Origin of the sequence: Chryseolinea soli, from assembly GCF_003589925.1 — a bacterium.
Taxonomy (GTDB): domain Bacteria; phylum Bacteroidota; class Bacteroidia; order Cytophagales; family Cyclobacteriaceae; genus Chryseolinea; species Chryseolinea soli.
In genome coordinates this window covers 4711213-4730601 of record NZ_CP032382.1, presented here as the reverse complement: position 1 = coordinate 4730601, position 19389 = coordinate 4711213, and the positions used below count along the sequence as shown (strand labels likewise).

Annotated in this window: 16 protein-coding genes; 2 read left to right on the top strand and 14 right to left on the bottom strand. The window is 52.1% G+C overall.

The window, feature by feature from the left end:
* Nucleotides 1-46 precede the first annotated feature (46 nt).
* From D4L85_RS20120 to D4L85_RS20055, 14 genes are all read right to left on the bottom strand, one after another.
* Nucleotides 47-628: a cytochrome c oxidase subunit 3 gene (locus D4L85_RS20120; protein ID WP_119755990.1), complete on the bottom strand. Its 582-nt coding sequence runs from the start codon at nt 626-628 to the stop codon at nt 47-49.
* Nucleotides 629-719: 91 nt separating this feature from the next.
* Nucleotides 720-1616: a heme o synthase gene (gene cyoE, locus D4L85_RS20115; RefSeq protein WP_119755989.1), complete on the bottom strand. Its 897-nt coding sequence runs from the start codon at nt 1614-1616 to the stop codon at nt 720-722.
* Nucleotides 1617-1619: 3 nt separating this feature from the next.
* Entirely contained in the window at nt 1620-2627 is a 1008-nt protein-coding gene (locus tag D4L85_RS20110; RefSeq protein ID WP_119755988.1) for a COX15/CtaA family protein, read from the bottom strand.
* Nucleotides 2628-2740: 113 nt separating this feature from the next.
* Nucleotides 2741-4627 (bottom strand): cytochrome c oxidase subunit I, encoded by a 1887-nt coding sequence (locus D4L85_RS20105; protein WP_119755987.1) that lies wholly within the window; start codon nt 4625-4627, stop codon nt 2741-2743.
* Nucleotides 4628-4647: 20 nt separating this feature from the next.
* Nucleotides 4648-5724, bottom strand: a complete 1077-nt coding sequence (locus D4L85_RS20100) for a cytochrome c oxidase subunit II (RefSeq protein WP_174236165.1) — start codon at nt 5722-5724, stop codon at nt 4648-4650.
* A 15-nt stretch (nt 5725-5739) separates the two neighbouring features.
* Complete coding sequence (locus D4L85_RS20095; protein WP_119755986.1) at nt 5740-7131, bottom strand: quinol:cytochrome C oxidoreductase; 1392 nt, start codon at nt 7129-7131, stop codon at nt 5740-5742.
* Between the two features lie 44 nt (nt 7132-7175).
* On the bottom strand, nt 7176-7844 hold the full coding sequence (locus D4L85_RS20090) for a c-type cytochrome (RefSeq protein ID WP_119755985.1): 669 nt from the start codon (nt 7842-7844) through the stop codon (nt 7176-7178).
* Between the two features lie 16 nt (nt 7845-7860).
* The gene (locus tag D4L85_RS20085; protein WP_119755984.1) at nt 7861-8391 is read right to left on the bottom strand and encodes a DUF3341 domain-containing protein; all 531 of its coding nucleotides are present in this window, start codon (nt 8389-8391) and stop codon (nt 7861-7863) included.
* A 21-nt stretch (nt 8392-8412) separates the two neighbouring features.
* Nucleotides 8413-9831, bottom strand: a complete 1419-nt coding sequence (gene nrfD, locus D4L85_RS20080) for an NrfD/PsrC family molybdoenzyme membrane anchor subunit (RefSeq protein WP_119755983.1) — start codon at nt 9829-9831, stop codon at nt 8413-8415.
* Between the two features lie 59 nt (nt 9832-9890).
* Entirely contained in the window at nt 9891-12995 is a 3105-nt protein-coding gene (locus tag D4L85_RS20075) for a TAT-variant-translocated molybdopterin oxidoreductase (protein ID WP_119755982.1), read from the bottom strand.
* Between the two features lie 42 nt (nt 12996-13037).
* Entirely contained in the window at nt 13038-14282 is a 1245-nt protein-coding gene (locus D4L85_RS20070) for a c-type cytochrome (protein WP_119758870.1), read from the bottom strand.
* 403 nt (nt 14283-14685) lie between these two features.
* Nucleotides 14686-15480 (bottom strand): TIGR02757 family protein, encoded by a 795-nt coding sequence (locus tag D4L85_RS20065; protein ID WP_228450544.1) that lies wholly within the window; start codon nt 15478-15480, stop codon nt 14686-14688.
* A gap of 36 nt (nt 15481-15516) precedes the next feature.
* Nucleotides 15517-16032 carry a cupin domain-containing protein gene (locus D4L85_RS20060; protein WP_119755981.1) on the bottom strand — a complete coding sequence of 172 codons (516 nt, stop codon included), beginning with the start codon at nt 16030-16032 and terminating at the stop codon, nt 15517-15519.
* Nucleotides 16033-16136: 104 nt separating this feature from the next.
* The gene (locus D4L85_RS20055; protein ID WP_119755980.1) at nt 16137-17129 is read right to left on the bottom strand and encodes a Gfo/Idh/MocA family protein; all 993 of its coding nucleotides are present in this window, start codon (nt 17127-17129) and stop codon (nt 16137-16139) included.
* A gap of 104 nt (nt 17130-17233) precedes the next feature.
* Here D4L85_RS20055 and D4L85_RS20050 point away from each other — a divergent pair, with 104 nt between their 5' ends.
* The gene (locus D4L85_RS20050) at nt 17234-17956 is read left to right on the top strand and encodes a tRNA1(Val) (adenine(37)-N6)-methyltransferase (RefSeq protein ID WP_119755979.1); all 723 of its coding nucleotides are present in this window, start codon (nt 17234-17236) and stop codon (nt 17954-17956) included.
* 712 nt (nt 17957-18668) lie between these two features.
* A complete protein-coding gene (locus D4L85_RS20035) occupies nt 18669-19106 on the top strand; it encodes a hypothetical protein (RefSeq protein WP_119755976.1) in 438 nt (145 codons plus the stop codon).
* Nucleotides 19107-19389 lie beyond the last annotated feature (283 nt).

Genomic DNA, 19389 nt, shown 5'->3' with positions numbered 1-19389 from the left:
AGGGTGTGGGTGAGTGTGCGAATATCGTCAAAAAACAGCCTTTTTATTAGCGGTTCAATAATAGAAAAACAAACAAATATAGCCAAAGGGCATCCAAAAAATGCCAGTATGTGGCACACATTTCCATCTGCGACATCCTTTTTGAGTGCACTTTATACTGGAAAGTGGCCACGAGCACGATGAGCAGAAATACTACCCCGCTCACGATGTGCAACCCGTGCATCCAGGAGATCACATACACGAAAGACCCGGACGGATTCCCCACAAAATGCACGTTATGCTCTACCATCTGCCCCCAGGCCAGGAACTGCCCAATCAAAAACGCCACCCCCAGCAGGCTGGTGATGCTGATGGCCAGCTTGGTCTGCTCCAGGTTGTCCCTTTTCGCCGACAAATAGGCCCAATGCATGGTGCCGCTGCTGACCAGGATAATGACCGAGGTGATCCAAAACAAGCTCGGCAATTCAAACACTCTCCAGTTACCGTCGGCACGACGCACCAGGTAGGCGCTGGTCCAGGCTGCGAAAACCATGATCACGCTTCCCATGAACAGCCACAGCCCAAATTTCTTGGGGTTCATCCCCAAGGGCTTCTGTGCTTCTTCAACGATCTTTATATCCAATGCCATACGCTTCATTCTTTATCAACCCTCGCCCTTGTTGGTGTTCTTCACCAACAAGCTTCCTTCCTGTCACTTTATTAATTCTTCCTTCACTACATCAAATCTTGTCCAACACATACGCGATCTGCACAATGGGCAAATACAAGAACGATGCAAACATGATCTTCAGCGCCGACTTCCGGTCGCCCGATTTCATCAATGAAAATGTCAATGCAAAAAATGCCACTCCACAAAGCGTTGCCACGATCGCAGAGTTGATGCCCGTGATGCCAAAGGTGGCCGGCAACAATCCCATCGGGATGAGGAACATGGTGTAGATCATGATCTGCACCGCGGTGTTCAAATCCTTTTGTCCGCCAGAGGGCAGCAGTTTGAAGCCCGCCTTTTTATAGTCCTCGTCGGCCACCCAGGCAATGGCCCAGAAGTGGGGGAACTGCCAGATGAATTGGATGCCGAAAATGATCAGTGCTTCATGCGAGATGATTCCCGTGGCGGCCGTCCAGCCTAACAGTGGCGGCAGGGCTCCGGGAATGGCGCCCACAAAAACGGCTACGGGGCCTACCCTTTTCAAGGGTGTGTAGACAAAACCGTAGAGGATCATCGACAACACCGACAAACCGGTGGTCAGCGGGTTGGTGAATTTCCAGAGGATATTTACGCTCGCCACGGTACAGATAGCCGCCACCAGGATGGCTTCGTTTACCGATACGCGGTGCGTTGGCAACGGGCGGTTCATGGTCCGGCCCATCAACACGTCCAGGTCTTTCTCAATAATTTGGTTGATGATGCCCGAGGCACCCGACAGCAGGAATCCGCCGAGGAACAGCATGCAGAAGGTGAGCCAGTTGATCTCACGTGAGGCCAGCACGAATCCAAACGCGCAGGAGAATGCCACGAGGAACGAGAGCCGGAATTTCAACAATTCCCAGTACGCTTTCGCTTTCGCGAGCACGAAGTTGATTCCGGTTAGCTGATCGATTTGTCCGACTATCATAGGCTATGCCAATGCAGGCTCTTCTTTTCTATTCATTTTCAGCAAGAACAAAAACTGTGTTCCGAAAGTGACTGTCGCAAACAGCAGGTGCACCGGCTGGAGGAACGGCGGCACAGCGAAATAGGCCATGCTCAAACCCGTTAAAATGGTCCCCAAAATTAGCAGGATTAGGGCAAGGGTAAAAGTTTTTGCCCCCTCAGTTTTACGCAATCTCAGGATTAATCCCACATGCATGATCAGCACAATCCACGAGAAGGAACGGTGAATAATGAACTCTCCTCCCAGGTTGGCGATCCATGCCTCGCGCACCACTACTTGCGACACGCGATCGATCGCTTCCCGCACCTGTGTGCCCAATAGGATCTGCACCAGCAACACGGCCATCGAGGCCACCAGCCACCAGAAGCCTATGGACGAATTGATCTCGGGGCGGTAGCTGCTCTGGTCTACGAGGTATACCAACAAAGCTACGATGAGCAGGGCCAGGAACATGTGTACTGTAATGGTCCACGGCGTGAGGTTGCTGGACACAACGAACGATCCCAGCCACCCTTGGAAACCGACCAGCACAAACGTTAGAAACGCCACCACGGTGAACCTGCGTTCGCTTTTCCAATAGCCCAGCGAAACCACGAAAACCGCGAAGATGAGAAAGCCGATGATAACCCCCACGATACGGTTCACATATTCGATCCAGGTCTTTACGGGATTGAAATCATTTTCGTGCAGCACCCCGGGATCGTTGAGGATACCCGCTGCCGTGGCGTCCATGCCTACGGCCGATAAATACTTCGCAAAGCGCTTATTCTTTTTGTCGCGGTGGGCGGCGTAGATTTCTTTGTAGTCCGGGGGCAATTGGGAAACCGAGGTGGGGGGCACCCAGTTGCCAAAGCATTTCGGCCAGTCAGGACAACCCATGCCAGAGCCGGTGCTGCGCACAATGCCTCCTACGAGGATGAGCACGTACACGGCAATAAGCGTTGAGAGGGTGAGCCTGCGAAATGATCTCATAATAATTTCCCCTGTGCCATAAAATGCGAGCGGATATGCTCTAAAAAATCAAGGTTCAAAGTGGGGAGAAGTCCGTCACTTTGAACCTTGAACCGAAGATCGTGTGTCGTCAATTAGTGCTTGCTTCCTTCCACCACAATAGATCCGTCGCCGTTCAAAGTCTCCAGTTTGATGAGATCATTTTCGTGCGGCAAGTTGGATTCCGGTGTTTCGGAGTACGGGATATTTTGAGGGATGTAGTCTTCCTTCGCACCCGGCTTGCTATAGTCGTAGGGCCAGCGGTATACGGACGGGATCTCTCCCACCCAGTTGCCGTGACCGGGATTGCGCGGTGTGGTCCATTCCAGCGTCGTGGAATCCCAAGGGTTGGCGGGGGCCAGTCTGCCGCGGAATATGCTATAGAAGAAGTTGAACAAGAAGATGAACTGGGCGCCCAGCGTAATGATCGCGGCCACGCTCACCAGCATGTTCAGGTCGGCAAAGCCGCTGAACGTTTCAAAGTTTGTCCAGGAATAGTAACGACGGGGGAAACCGGCGATACCGATGTAGTGCATGGGGAAGAACACCATGTACACACCCACGAAGGTCAGCCAGAAGTGGATGTAGCCCAGCGTAGGGTTCACCATTCTGCCAAAGAATTTCGGGAACCAGTGGTACACACCCGCCATCATCCCGAAGAACGACGCGCTACCCATTACCAAGTGGAAGTGGGCTACGACGAAGTACGTATCGTGCAATTGAATGTCGATGGCCGAGTTGCCAAGGAAAATACCGGTGATACCGCCCGTGAGGAAGAACGACACCAAACCGATAGAGAACAGCATGCCTGGCGTGAAGTGGATATTACCTTTCCACAGCGTGGTCACATAGTTGAAGATCTTCACCGCAGAAGGCACGGCAATGATCAGCGTGAGCAACATGAAGATGGAACCGAGGAAAGGGTTCATACCCGTTACAAACATGTGGTGAGCCCACACGATGAACGACAGGATGGCGATGAAGAGCATGGAACCGATCATGGCTTTGTAGCCGAAGATAGGCTTGCGCGAGTTGGTGGCGATGATCTCTGAAGAAAGACCGAGCGCCGGCAACAATACGATGTATACTTCGGGGTGACCCAGGAACCAGAACAAGTGCTGGAACAGGATGGGGCTACCGCCCTCGTGTGCCAACGCTTCGCCGCCGATATAAATATCCGACAGGTAGAAGCTCGTGCCAAAGCTGCGGTCGAAAACCAGCAACAAGGCAGCGGCAAACAATACAGGGAATGAAAGGATACCGATGATGGCCGTAAAGAAGAACGCCCAAATCGTGAGTGGCATGCGCGTGAAGGACATACCTTTTGTGCGCATGTTGATAACCGTCGTAATGTAGTTGATACTTCCCAGGAGCGAGCTCACAATGAAGAACACCATCGCTACCAGCCACATGGTCATCCCCAGACCCGAGCCTTTAATGGCTTGGGGCAATGCGCTCAACGGAGGATAGATGGTCCAACCGCCGGCGGCAGGTCCCGTTTCCAGGAAGAGCGAAATGAACATGATCACGCTCGACAGGAAGAAGAACCAGTAGGAAAGCATGTTCATGAAACCGGAGGCCATATCGCGGGCACCGATCTGCAGGGGAATGAGGAAGTTCGAGAATGTACCGCTCAGACCGGCTGTGAGCACGAAGAACACCATGATGGTTCCGTGCATCGTCACCAGCGCCAGGTAGAATTCAGGGTCCAGTTTTCCTTCGGGAGTAATCCAGCCGCCCAAAACAGGCTTGAGCCAATCCAGGTTTGTTTCGGGGAAACCGAGTTGCAGACGGAAGATCACGGAGAGTGTACCGCCCAGCAAGGCCCAGAAAATACCCGTGATCAGGAATTGCTTGGCAATTACTTTATGGTCTTGGCTAAAAATATATGTGGTCCAGAAATTACCTTCATGGTGCTCATGATCCTCATGATCATCGTGATGGTGAACATCTTGGTGGAGGTGAATATCGGTCGTTGCCATGTCTTGATAAATCTTTTAACCTATTGTTTTACTTCCGCTACTGTTGCGCCGGGATCTTTCTGCATGCCTGCCTGGATCATCGCCGCTTCCTTCAATGCTGCCGGTACCTTTTCGAGGTAGCCAGGGTTTTGTTTCAACCACGTTTCTTGCTTTGCCTTCCAGGCCTCATACGCCTCTTGACTCTCTACGACAACAGGCATTTTCATCGAGAAATGACCGCGTCCGCAAATTTCGGTGCACGCCAGTTCGTAATTAAAGTTCGGGTTGCCAAGCTCGTCACGCATTTCCTGTGTGGTCTTGGTGGCTTTGAATTTGAATTGGGTAGGCATGCCGGGCACGGCGTCCATTTTCACCCGGAAGTGGGGCAGGAACACGCTGTGCAGTACATCCTTGGCACGGATCTTCAACAGGATCTCCTGATCTACGGGGAAGTGGAGTTCCAGCGATTTGAAATCGTCGAAGGAATGCTTGTCGGAGAGGTCGAGACCAAATTCGTTACCGAAGTTGTCGATCAGTTTATAGCTTACTTTTCCAAGTTCTTTGTCTTTCACGCCGGGATAGCGGGCGGTCCATGCAAATTGCTGCGCCACGAGCTCGATCACTTCCGCATCTTTCGAAGCGGGGCTTGTGATGTCGTTCCAGGCGCGCAGACCGGTGAAGATCAGCACGGCCAACACGATCGCCGGAATGATGGTCCACGCCAACTCCAGGTAGTGGTTGTCGGGGAAATATTTGGCTTTGCGGCCTTCTTTGTATTGATATTGGTAGATGAACACGAACATCACGATGCTGATGATCACAAAAGCGATCACCGTCACCCACATGGTGATCCAGAACAAGTTGTCGGTGTGTTTTCCGTGTACGGAAGCGACGGGCAAAGTGTATTCGTGAAAATGGCTGAAGGAATACCAGAAGAACAAGCCGAGGCTTCCCACCATGAAAACGATAAAAAGGGCTGCATTTACTTTGTTCGCCGTACTTGACTTTTCGTCAACCACACCTCCTTTTGCAATGCTTACCAGGTTGCCTACCCGGAAGATCATATAGAGGATCCCCAGAATGAGAACAACGCCAAGAATAATAATCAAACTCATCATATCAGTTTCTATACATTAAATGTGGTGATGAAGACTCTCTTGTAACATCGGATCGTTTTTGCCCCAGAGCGGCAATTTCGTCAGACTATTCAGCACGACCAGCAGGAACACTGCGGCGAAGACCATGAACATACCGATCTCCACAAAGCCAATTCCTCCAGAGTGTTTCATAACGCCGGGCGTTACCATGTTGAAGAAGTCGAACCAGTGACCCACGATGACGATGGGGCAAACCAGCTTCAGTGTAGACAAGTGGCGCTTCGCATCGCGCGTCATGAACAACAGGAACGGCAACACGAAATTAACAATAATATTGAAGTAGAAGATCCAGCTGTACGGGCTGTTGCGCATCCGCTCCACGAAGTACACAGTTTCTTCGGGGATGTGTGCGTAGTAGATCAGCAGGAATTGCGAAAACCAGATGTAGGTCCAGAAGATGGAGAAGGCGAACACAAACTTGCCCAGGTCGTGGAGATGGTTTGCGTTAACGATCTTGAGATAGCCGGCGCTTTTCAAGTGTGCAGCGATGAGGGTGATCACGGCCAAACCGGTTACCCACCAGCTGGCGAATACGTACCAGCCAAACATCGTGCTGAACCAGTGGGTGTCAATGCTCATGACCCAATCCCAGGCTGCGATAGAGGAGCTGGCACCGAAGAATACAAGGAACCAAGCGGAAAGACCGCGGCTCTTATACCACCAGGAAGTTCCGCCTTCCAGGTCTTCGGAGATCATGTTCTGGCGGATCTTAGAGAAGAACCAGTACCACAAGCCGAAGAACAACACCATGCGGAAGATGAAAAAGACCGGGAAACTGCCGCCTTTCAAAGGCCAGAAAAAGAATGGACCTTTTTTGTTAATGATGGCGTCAAATTCAGCACCGCCTGTTTGATACAGATAGGCATGTGTCCAATGGAAAATGTCGTGCTTGGTAACGAACCAGAGGGCCAGCATGAGCAAGCCGGCAACCGGAATCCAAGTGCCCATGGCGAGCGCGATGCGCTGCACCCCTACCGACCATCCCGCTTGTGCTGCATATTGGACGGCTACGAAAAACAAACCGATGATGCCCAGACCGGCGAAATACACGTTGTTCATCCACAGGGTGGTGTACAGGCGCTTGATCCAATACTTGGTTTCGTGGTGCTCGGCACCGGCCTCGTGATGACCTTCGGAAGCTGCGGCATGTTCTTCAGCGCTGGCCACCAGGTGTGTGGCTTCTACTTTGGCACTGTGACCACCATGACCACCGCCATGCTCTGCTCCCTCAGCCTCTGCAGGGTCTTTCGACAAAAAGAGGCCAAGCACTAAAAGGAGTGCTCCAATGCCTAAGATGGCATAAAGCTTCGTCTTGAGCGATGGCTTGAATACATAATGTTCTTCCGTAACTTCTACTTGATGAGCCATTGTTTTATCGTTATCCGTTTTTCAGTTCTACGTTGGTACCTCAATTATTTTTGAAGGGTCTTCACATACTTGGCGATCTTCCAGCGGTCTTCGGGGCTGATCTGCGAGCCGTGCGACCACATGAGGCCTTTGCCCATGGTGATCACGTGGAAGATGTGACCTTCGCTCACGCCTTTCAATGCGTCGCTGGTCAGGTTGGCTACACCGGCGTAGATGGAGCGTTCTTTCTGTTCACCATTCACTTCGACCTTCACGCCACCGGCAGCTACTTTGCCGTCGCCTTTGCCTTTGGGGCCGTGGCAGTGGTCGCAATAGGTTTCGTACAATACTTTTCCGTCGGCAATGATGGCGGCCGTGGAGTCGAGCGGGCTCTTCACGTTGGCGGCAGCAAAGGCCAGGCTGTCTTTACCGAGACGGTAAGGCAACCATCCATGCTTGTTGCGGGCCACGGTGTGGGGAGCCGCCTCGCGCATGTTCATGCGGTACGGGTTGAATTTGTTGGAGTTGTAAAATTCGGCGTGGCCATCGGGATAGTCGATCGATGTTAACCAGCGTCCGGCGTCCTCGTCGGTGATCTGAGAATAGGGCTCATACGCCACGGAGTGATACATGTTGGGGGCATATTCTGTTCCCTGGTTTTCACCACCGGCGCCACAGGAAGTCAACACGACGGCTGCAGAAAATGCTACGAACAAGGTTGATACAATGCGCATAAAGTATATTCTCGGATTATTCAAAATTCTTTTCATTCACTTCACTGGCACCAGCGGCTTTCAGGATGCTGGTGATCTCGCTTTTGCTTTTGCCGTGGTTCAATGCCAGGTCAATGGCCATCACGTGTTTGTCGTCGGTGCTGCGCAGGTCGAACTGGCGGGGCCAGCGGTAGGGCTTCAGGTCGCTCACGATCATGAAGGTGGCCACCATGCCGAGGGCCGACAACAATACGGTGAGCTCGAACGTCACGGGGATAAAAGGCGGCAGCGACACGAAGTTCTTACCACCGATGATCATGGGCCAGTCGTAGCCGAGCATCCAGATCTGCATGGTCAAGGCGAGGCTGGTGCCGGTGAGGCCAAACAGGAAGGCCGCGATGGGCAAACGGCTGCGTTTGTAACCCAACACTTCATCCAGGCCGTGCACCGGGAACGGCGAATATACTTCGTGGATCTTCACACCGCTTTCGCGAATGGAAGTCACCCCGCTCAGGAGCACGTCTTCGTCGTCAAATACTCCTACTAAATAATTTTTTTCTGCGTCCATTGTCTCTGTTTTACAAGTGCATTAATGATGCGTATCGTTCGACTCTTCCATGACCGGAATTTCTTCCGCCGCTACTCTTTCGGAACCTACCTTGATGATGCTCTTCACCTCGGCCATGTTGATCACGGGGAAGAATTTGGCAAACAGCAGGAAGGCACAGAAGAACAAACCGAAGGTGAACAGGTACTCCCCGATGTCGTACATCGTGGGGTGGAACATCGTCCAGCTCGACGGTACGTAGTCGCGGTGCAGCGAAGTCACGATGATCACAAAGCGCTCGAACCACATACCGATGTTTACGATGATGGACAGGATGAACGTGGCCGCGATGCTGGTGCGGATCTTCTTGATCCAGAACAGCTGCGGGGAGATCACGTTACACGTCATCATGGACCAGTATGCCCAGGCATACGGACCTTGCACGCGGTTATAGAAAGCATATCCTTCATACTCCACACCGGAGTACCAGGAGATAAACAATTCGGTGATATAAGCCACCCCTACTACCGAACCGGTCACGATGATGATGATGTTCATCAACTCGATGTGGTAGATGGTGATGTAGTCCTCCAGCTTGAACACCACGCGGGTGACCAACAACAGGGTCAACACCATAGCGAAACCGGAGAAGATAGCACCCGCAACGAAATAGGGCGGGAAGATGGTCGTGTGCCAGCCGGGGATAACCGACGTCGCAAAGTCCATGGATACGATCGTGTGAACGGAGAGTACCAGTGGCGTGGAAAGACCGGCGAGGATCAACGCAACAGATTCGTAGCGCATCCAGGTCTTGGCACCACCCTGCCAGCCGAAGCTGAGGGCGTTGTATACATTGGCGCGCAACATGTTGCCTTGCACCACGGCGCGGTCGCGGATGACGGCGAAGTCAGGAATAAGACCGATATACCAGAACACCAGCGATACGGTGAAGTAGGTCGAGATGGCGAACACGTCCCACAACAGGGGCGAGTTGAAGTTGGCCCAGAGAGAGCCGAAAGCGTTGGGAAGCGGAAGCGCCCAGTAGAAACCAAGCCAGAGACGGCCCATGTGCATGAGCGGGAACGTAGCGGCACAGATCACGGCGAAGATCGTCATGGCTTCGGCAGCGCGGTTGATCGACATTCTCCAGCGCTGACGGAACAGCAACAAGATGGCCGAGATCAGCGTACCGGCGTGACCGATACCGACCCACCACACGAAGTTGGTGATGTCCCAGGCCCAACCTACGGTCTTGTTAAGACCCCACACGCCCACCCCGTTCCACAACAGGGTGCAAACGCAATAGAAGCCAAAGGCAAAGAAGACGGAAGAGACCGCCATGGCCATCCACCACAAGCGGGTGGGACTTCCCTCCACCTGGCGGCTGATGTCATGCGAAACATCCTTTACTGTTTTGCCACCGGTTACCAGGGGATCGCGAACTACTGAACTTACCTGCATTTTATGATTATAAGTTATCCGTTATACACTTATTCGTTTTTCAATTTTCAACCTCGGCCTTAGGCTTTGGCGGCATCCTTGTTTCTTACTTTGGTGAGGTACCAGATATTGGGCTTCACGCCGATCTCTTCCAGCACTTGGTAGGCACGGGGGTTGTCCGTGATCTTGTCTACGCGGTGCGGGCGTTCCGGATCGGCCGGTCTGATCTTCAACAGTTTGGAGATCTTGCTTTCGGGATTGTTGATGTCGCCGAATACAATGGCGCCCGTAGAGCAAGATGCCTGGCAGGCGGTTACCACTTCGCCGTCGTTCATCGGTCTTCTTTCGCGCTTGGCGGTGAGCTTGCCGGCCTGGATGCGTTGCACGCAGAACGAGCATTTCTCCATCACACCGCGTGAACGTACAGTCACATCGGGGTTCAATACCATCTTACCCAGGTCGGTGTTCATGGCCGGGTTAGCGGTCTCGAACTGACGGTTGTCATGATATTTGAACCAGTTGAAACGTCTCACTTTATAAGGACAGTTGTTTGCACAATAGCGTGTACCGATGCAGCGGTTGTAGGTCATTTGGTTCAGACCTTCGGTGCTGTGGGTCGTAGCCGCTACAGGACATACCGTTTCGCAAGGTGCGTTGTTGCAGTGTTGGCACAGCATGGGTTGGAACACCACTTCAGGATTTTCCGCAGCCACTTCAACACCTCTCCAATCGTCCGCGGGAGCGTCGGTGCTGTAGTAGCGGTCGATGCGCAACCAGTGCATTTCGCGGCGCTTGATCACTTCATCGCGACCTACCAGCGACACGTTGTTCTCTACGTTACAAGCCACCACGCAGGCGCCACAACCGATACAGGTGTTCAGGTCGATGGCCATGCCCCAATGGTGATCTTTGTATTCGTGACCTTTCCAGATGGCCACTTCACCGGGAGCGACTTTGTGTTTGGGATCGGCCCAGGTGGTAACCGTGGGATGGTATTCGCGGTCCCAATGTTTGTCCTGGTATTTCGCCAGGGTAGTTTCCTGCACTACGGTCTGACGGCCCATGTAAGTATTATGGGTTTGCGTCTGCGCGATCTGATATTCTTTGTTTGTCTTTTCGAACTTCACGTTGTTGAGCGTGTAGCTCAACGAACCGTTCACCATGGCTACGAGCGGGTAAACGTTCACACCAATGTTATCGGCTACCTTGCCGGCTTTGGTGCGGCCGTAACCGAGGGGTACACCGATCGTGCCGGGAGTTTGTCCCGGTTGAACCAGTAAGGGAAGTTCAATCGACTTGCCTTCCACACCGATCGTGAAATATTTGGTGATGCTTTCGCTGAAGTTGATGTCTTTCGCGTCTTTCGGCGATACGGTTACATAGTGATCCCAAACTGCTTTGGTGATCGGGTCGGGAAGCTCTTGCAACAGCGGGTTGTTGGATTGCGATCCGTTGCCGATGTTACCGCTTTCGTAGATCACCAGCTCGAAGCCGGCGGATTTCGGTGCGCTGGCAATGCTGCTGGCCGCGGCATTCACGTCGCCGGCAAAGGCAACGGCTGCTGCGGGTTCTGCAGGCAACTCCAGCACGCCATCATAAAGGGCTTTGTCCCAGAACGTTTGGAAATCGCCTTGGCCTTTGTAGAACCAGGTTTTCCAGTTGCTTTGGAGAATTTCAAAGTAGTCGGCTTTCGGTTCGCCGGCCCACAACAAAAGGCTTTCCTGTGCGGCACGCGACTTGAAGATCGGCGTGATGGCAGGCTGGCCTAAGCTGTACATATTTTTCTTCGGCTCGGCGTCGTTCCAGGCTTCGAGGTAGTGATGATCGGGTGCCAGGTATTGCGTCAGCGCGCCGGTCTCTTCTTCTTTATAGCTGGTGGAAATGGTTAAGGCAATGCCTTTCAGCGCTGCGCCTAATTTCGCGCCTTGCGGATAATCGTATACGGGGTTGCAATTGTAGAAGATCACGCCGTCTACTTTGCCACCTTCTACATCGCTTACAAATGCGGCCATCGCTGCATCGTCGCCTTGACGGTAGTTCACCGTAACGGCTGTGTCGATGGTGGTGCCGTAGCTTCCCAGCATGTCGTTGATGCCGTTCACGAGGATTTGCACCGACTTGTCGTTCGACCCGGCTACTACCAGGGCTTTACCGCGGGCAGCCCAGAGGTCTTCGGCCGCTTTGGCTACGTGGGTTATTTTATCGTCGCCACCCGAAACGGCAGGTTTGCCGGCTTTGGCAGCGATGAGGTTATACAAGGCAACCACCACAGCTCCTTCTTGCGAAGGCTTGACCTGCGATCTGTAGTCTGCATTGGCACCGGTGATCGACAGGATGGACTCGAACTGATAGTGGCGAGACATCTCTCTCTTTTCCTCGGTCACATCGCGGGTGATGGCGTATTGCTTGGTGTATTCTATAGGAGAAATCCAGCTGCCCAGGAAGTCGGCAGCAACGCTTACAATGACGGATGCCTTGCTAAAGTCGTACGAAGGAATGAACGCCTTTCCGAAAGAAGCTTCGTTGGCTTTCAACACGCCATAAGCAGACGTTTGATCGTACTGAACATGTTGTGTAGTGGGATACTTCGCTGTGAATTTTGCGATCGCAGCCTTTGTGCTAGGGCTCAGGATCGAGTTGCTTACAATGCGGATCTGGCCGCCTTTGCCGGCAATTTCGCTCAACTTGGCGCCTACCTGTTTGTCGAGGTCTTCCCAGGTGATCTTTTCCTTCTTCTCGGTGCCTCTTGTGAAAGGGCCGCGAAGCCTGGAGTTATCATATAAAGAAAGCACCGAAGCCTCTACCTGAGCGCTGGTGCCGCCTTTGGACACGCTTGACAGCGCGTTACCTTCAATTTTGATCGGACGGCCTTCGCGGGTCTTCACCACGATGCTGGCGTAGTCGCCGCCGTTGGTGTAGGTTGAAGCGTAGTAGTTCGGGATGCTGGGATCGATGTCGAGCGGCTTGTTCACATACGGAATAGCCTTGCGCACGGGCGCTTCGCAAGCGGCCAATGCTACGGCCGACACACCAAAGCCCATCATTTTCAAGAAATCCCTGCGGGAATGTCCCAGATCTTCTTCCGGTCCTGGCTGAGCAAATTCTTCGTGAGCGTGCTTTACAAACTCCGGGTTGTTGGCCAGTTGCTCTATGCCTTTCCAGTATACCTTCTTTGATTCTTCCATAAATCGTTTATCGCGATGCGTTGACCGTAATTATTCTATATATTAATAGTGACACTTGGCACATTCCAATCCACCTTCATCCTCTACCTTCATCGGTGCCTTCGATTTTTCCTTGTGCAGCTCTACCAGCTTGTCGTAGTAGGCGTTGCCTTTGGTGTTCACATCGGTTTTGCGGTGGCAATCGATACACCAGCCCATGGTCAATAAGGAGTGCTGACGAACAACGTCCATCGTTTCGATAGGACCGTGGCAAGTCTGGCATTCAACGCCCGCCACGTTCACGTGCTGCGAGTGGTTGAAGTAGGCCAGGTCAGGAAGGTTGTGGATACGAACCCACTCGATGGGTTTCTTATTTTCCCACGCTGCCGTGATCTTGGCAATTTCACCCGTTCCGGTCTGCTGTCCTTCTTTGATCTGGTTGTGGCAGTTCATACAAATGTTGACCGAAGGAATGGTGGCGCTCTTGCCTTTCATTACACCGACGTGGCAATATTTACAGTCGATCTCCAATTGACCGGCGTGGATCTTGTGCGAGAAAGCAATGGGCTGCTTGGGAGCGTAGCCTTGCTGAATACCGATAGAATAAAGACCATTGATCACCGCCTTGAAGCCCAGCGAACCGGCCAGGAACACCACGATGAAAATGAAGCCCGAGCTGCTGGTAACGGTACCGAGCGTGATGGGCGAATGAACCACTTCTTTTTCTTCTTCCGAAAGTTCTTTCTGATCGAGGAAACGCTTGAGGGCCGAAACGAGGAAGCCCAAGATCACCAACAACAACACCAGGATGAGGAGCATGCCGGCGAGGATGACGTCGAGGTAGGTTTTCGAAACACCACCATCGCCGCCGCCCGTGGGAGGAACCGGACCGTTAGGTACCGGAGTAACAGCCACCTTCTCCGTTTCAGCCTTGATGTAGGCCAGGATGTTCATGATGTCGGCATCCTTAAACGAAGAAAAAGCTGTCATCTGAGTTTTGTTGAACTCATTGTACAGCTTGTTGGCGTAGTCATCTCCACTTGCGATGACACCGGAGGAGTTCTTCACAAACGACTTGATCCAGTCGATGGAAGGGGCCCGGTCGTAAACGTTTTGTAGTGCAGGGCCTACTAACTTGGACTTTACTCTGTGACAGGCTTTACAGTTTGCATTAAACAATGATTCACCAGCGCTGATGGCAGCGGGCTCTTTGGAGATTTCCTGAGCGTTGGAGGTAAGATTGAGAAATGCGAAGACGAAAACCAGGGAGAGGAACTTGCAAGCGGAGGAGATAAAATTTCTATTCATGTTTGGTTCAGTGTCCGTTTTCAAAACAAGCGGCACAAATCTACTATCGGAACTCATTTTTTCAAATTTATTTAAGCCGTTGCGCAATAAAATATGGGGTTTTCCTGCCCCATTTCAAAACCTGCGAAAGGTAATTACGGAATGCTTAGATGGGGTCAATTTCCAACAATATCAGTGTAATTTAGAATGATTTTAAATTGAAATGAGCACGTTTTGCCCGTGTAAATCCTGACTTTAAGCTTGCTTTAAGAAGGCCTTCAAAAGAAAGACGGGAACTTTTCTATTTCGCTAACGATGGCAGAAAGGACGTGTGGTAAATCCCACATTTATCCGCGTTATTTCAAGGCTCAGCGGCTCCGATCAGGTGGCTTGTGCAAGCCCCGCACTCAATCTCCGCACGAAGTCAGCCTCCCCGCCTCGACCGTCCTTCTTCGATGCCCAAACCGAACAAAGCGAAGTCATACTTCACCGGGTCTGATGGATCGAGTCGCGATAAATTGGCGGTGAGCTCCAGCGCCGTTTGCCAATCCGTTTGTTTGCGACGGATCAGCTTCAGCCTCCGCCCTACCCTATCCACGTGGAGGTCGCAAGGGCATACAAGCTGTGCCGGTGATATATTTTTCCATAACCCGAAGTCAACACCTTTGTGGTCGTCGCGCACCATCCAGCGGAGGTACATGCTGAGGCGCTTGCAGGTTGATTTTCGTTCCGGGGTGGAGATGTGCTTTCGCGTGCGATGGGGATAATCGTCGAGGCTAAAGAAAAGATCGTGAAAATGGATCAACCCTCCCTCTATGGTCTTCGCCGCGGGATCGACAACAAAAGCCTCTTCTAAGGAACTGTGTTTTTGGTAGAACCATTTTAGGAACTCCACAAAATACAAGGTATCCGTCGCGTTGAACGTGCGGTGTTTAAACGTTTCGAGTGCCTTCAGGTCGCGCGGCCGGTGATGGAGGATAAATTGATGTGGATCGTTGTCCATCAGGCCTAATAGCTCCTGGCATTTGCGCACGATGGTGACGCGCTGCCCCCAGGCCAATACGGCAGCAAAGAGACCGGCGATCTCGATGTCCTGTGGCTTGGTGAAAGCATGGGGAATGGAGATGGGATCCAGCTCGATGAAGCCCGGTTGATTGTAGCGGTCCACCTTCTCGTCCAGGAACGCTTTCAGTTCGGCATCCTTCAACTTCTTGGCCACCGGTCCTCCAATATTAAATGGTTATGATAAAAACGATCACCGTCCGAAGTCATCCTGCACCCGCACGATGTCGCTCTCGTCGGAAGGATGGTTGGCGTCGGTGTGTTGCCAGATCTCGGCAATCATGCCCCAGCCGTCGAGGCCCACCAGGCGGTGACGCTGTCCTTGGCGCAGGCGGATAATCTCGCCGGGGGCCAGGCTCTTCACAACGCCCTCTGTATCCGTTTCGCTGGTCACCACACCGGCCGTGCCTGCCACCAGTTTCCAGATCTCGGCGCGACGGTGGTGATACTGCCACGACAAGCGTGTCTGCGGCTGCACCATCAGGATCTTCGGACTCAGCTTGCCGCTGATGCGCAGCGTATCGAGATTGATGCCGGGAAAATACAGATCGGCGAATGCCTGGGCCTGTGTTTCGTCCAGCACAAAGAAACCACCCCAGGGGCGATTAAAGTCCTTGGCGGCCACCGCGAAGCCAGCCTTAGCCAAATAGTTCTCAACAGTTGCAAATACGGCGGCTTTGTCGCCGGTCAAAGTCAAAGATGGGTTCATACCGGGTTGTAAAATGAAGGGCGAAAATTAGTTTAAATTCTTTATTCTGAAAGATTTCTTCAGGTCCGACGGCGCCAATAAATTAAAATATGGAGTTCCCAATTCTATTGCCGGTCGGCTTCATAGCGGATGCCGCAGCTTTTGCGGATGCGGTCCAGGGTCTCTATGAGTAACAGCGAGTCGGCGTGGCACATCACCGGGCTTTCGGTAAGGCCTTTGTTTAAACAGCTGTTCACGTGACGTGCCTCGAACTGGTAGCCATAGCCTTCTTCGCGGTGCACTTCGATGGTTTGGGGTGGTTGCTTATCCTTGACCATCGTGATGTGCGAGGTGGCATTGTGAAAGCGATTGCTCATGCGAATGTATCCCGTCGTGCCCACAATGGTGGCCTCCACGGGCGTGTCGGCCGCGAAGGAGGCGCTGAGGTTGGCCAGCGCGCCGTTCTCGAACACCAGCGTCATGGCGATCTGCTCGTCCACGCCGGAAGGATAGGGCTTCATGACGGCCTTCACATCCACAGGTTTGCCCAGGAACGACAGGGCGAGAAAAACCGGGTAGATGCCGACGTCCAGCAGCGATCCCCCACCCAAGGCCGGGTCGTGTAGCCGCTGTGGCGTGGGCTTCTCGGCGCGAAAACCAAAGTCGGCCTGGACCAGTCTCACTTCGCCGATGTCGCCCGACTTGATGAGCGTGCTTACCTTTTGATATTGCGGCAGGAATTTTGTCCAGAAGGCCTCCATTAGAAACGTGTTGTGTTTGCGGGCGGCGTCGATCATGTCGTGCACTTGGTAGGCGTTGAGGGCAAAGGCCTTTTCGCAGAGCACGGCCTTTTTATGTTGCAGGCAAAGCAGGGTATGGTCGCGGTGGAAGCCGTGGGGGGTGGCCACATAGATCACGTCCACATCGGGCGAGGCCGCCAGTTCTTCGTACGTATGAAACACGAGCGGCACGGCAAACTCTGCGGTGAAGGCGGCGATCTTTTTTGGGTTGCGCGAGGCAATAGCCACCAGCTCTGCATCTTTGACCAGCCGCAGGTCGGCGGCGAACTTGTTGGCGATTTTGCCACATCCTAAAATACCCCAGCGAATTTTTTCCATATACTTACGGTGTAGAGTTTATAAAAGGACCACCACTCCTTTCCTTTTCTTCTTAACGGAGATCATGGAAAGAAAGCTGTCCCGCGAACCCGGGCCGTGAAGGTATGAAAAGGAAAACGCATTTTCAGTTCAAACAATTTGAAGTGCAGCACGACCGCAGCACCATGAAGGTGGGCACCGATGCCGTCCTGCTTGGCGCCTGGGCCCACGTTGCAAACGCCAACCGCATCCTCGACATCGGCACGGGTTCGGGCATCATCGCGCTGATGGCCGCCCAACGGACCTCACCCCTCACGCAAATCGATGCCGTAGAGCTCGAGGGACAAGACGCCGCCCAAGCCGCTGATAATTTTTCTGCGTCACCGTGGGGCGACCGCCTGCATGTTCATATTACACCTATCCAGGATTTCACACCACCTCAAACCCCCTCGCTCTATAACGTCATCCTCAGCAATCCCCCCTACTTCATCAACAGCCAAGAGCCGCCCAACAAACGACGTCACGAAGCACGTCATACGGTGACGCTAGACCACGCTGCTTTGCTCGGGGCGGTCGATCGTCTGTTGACGCGCGAAGGAACATTCAACGTTGTTCTCCCCTACACCGAAGGCCTTCAATTCATTACCCTGGCACAACCACGGGGCTTTTTCTGTACCCGGCAATACAGCTTCCGGACACGTGAAGGCAAGCCCATCGAACGGTGGCTGCTGGAATTTTCGCGAAAGGAACGAGCGACGGAGACCGGCGAGATCTTATTATATAAGGAGAAACTGGAATGGTCTGACAGCTACGTTGAATTGACGCGGGATTTTTATTTGAAGTTGTAACCGGCCCACCGGCCCTTATTGGTGTTCTTCACCAACAAGAATCGCTTTCAGCGACATTCCCGAAGCAAACCCTTCGTGCCATTCAATACTCCCAAACAAAACATTGCCCATGGCCCCCACCCCCCTTTGTTGGTGTCTCACCAACAAAGAATCGCTTCCCGTAACATTCTTGAAGCAAGCGTATCGCTCCCACCTTCTTAAACGAAGATCGTTCCTCCCAATCATAATGGGGCGATGCGTAGTGTTATTTCGCGCGGAAAATTTCCCATCCTCATTTGGCTCGCCGCTACTAAGGGTATGGCCATAAATCTTGTTGGTGAAGAACACCAACAAGGGCGGGCGAAATATCCGGCTTGCAAATGATGGGCGGAGCTGTAGATGTTAATCAGAAAATAACTGTAAATATTAACACGGCGGGACAATTTTATGTGGAAATTGGGCACGGCGTGTATCCTTCAGTTCGGATGTCCATTCCTGGCGTCGCGGAAGTTTATTATCAGTATAGTACGCAATCCTTTGTTTACTCTCATGCGGTAACCATGACCGGTTTGCAGTATCCAATGGATGCAATGATCCAACAGCGAATAAGTGACAAGGAGAATACGCAATTTAGGCAAACCAATACGGCAATATTTCAAGGATTTACCTCCATGCCAAGCCCATTGCGCTCGACCTTACAGTGGTTTACGTACAACAAGTAAATTTAAGTAGGATGAAAATTGTGTTTGGTCTGATGGTGGGGGCAGCCTTCTGTGCGCTCCACATTACCAGAGTCTCGATGCCTAAGAATTATAGTGGATGGATTTTCGCAATTGAAAAACCAGACACGCCAGAACAGGAATATTATAAGCTTAATTCTAAAGGGGTGGTTTATATACCGAGGCAGACTGATTACAATGATTCTATAAAATTCAGACTGTACGATTCCAATCTTAATGATGTTAGCTCAAATGTCAAGTTATTTAAGGTTTCAGACTATAAGAAGACTGGAGACGCCAAGCCTCGGGGATTATACATCTTTTATTATCCATCTCCTAAGGAGCTAAAATTGCCAGCTGAACAGTGGTTCGATATTAACTTCACGCACACCTATACCGAGCAGATGATTGAACTTCAACAGAAGTTAAAAGACAAGGGTTATTTCGAGTAGTGCTATCGATTTTAATCATAATCAAAAAGGCTGCCCCGATGGGCAGCCTTTCTAATTTTCAAACGGAGATGCAAGCTTCGTCGCCTGAATTCGATTGTCATGAGGACAAGGTAATAAGTCGTTAAGAAAATTAGCCGTTTGCATTCGGATAATTTCGAATTGAAGAAGGGGTGTTTGACTTTCTTCGACGGGACGAAGATTTTACTTTTTTTCAGCGCTAAAAATGGACCAGTCGACCGGCCAGGGATAGTAGTGGAAAGCCCATAGCGACGGGTGGGCAGGT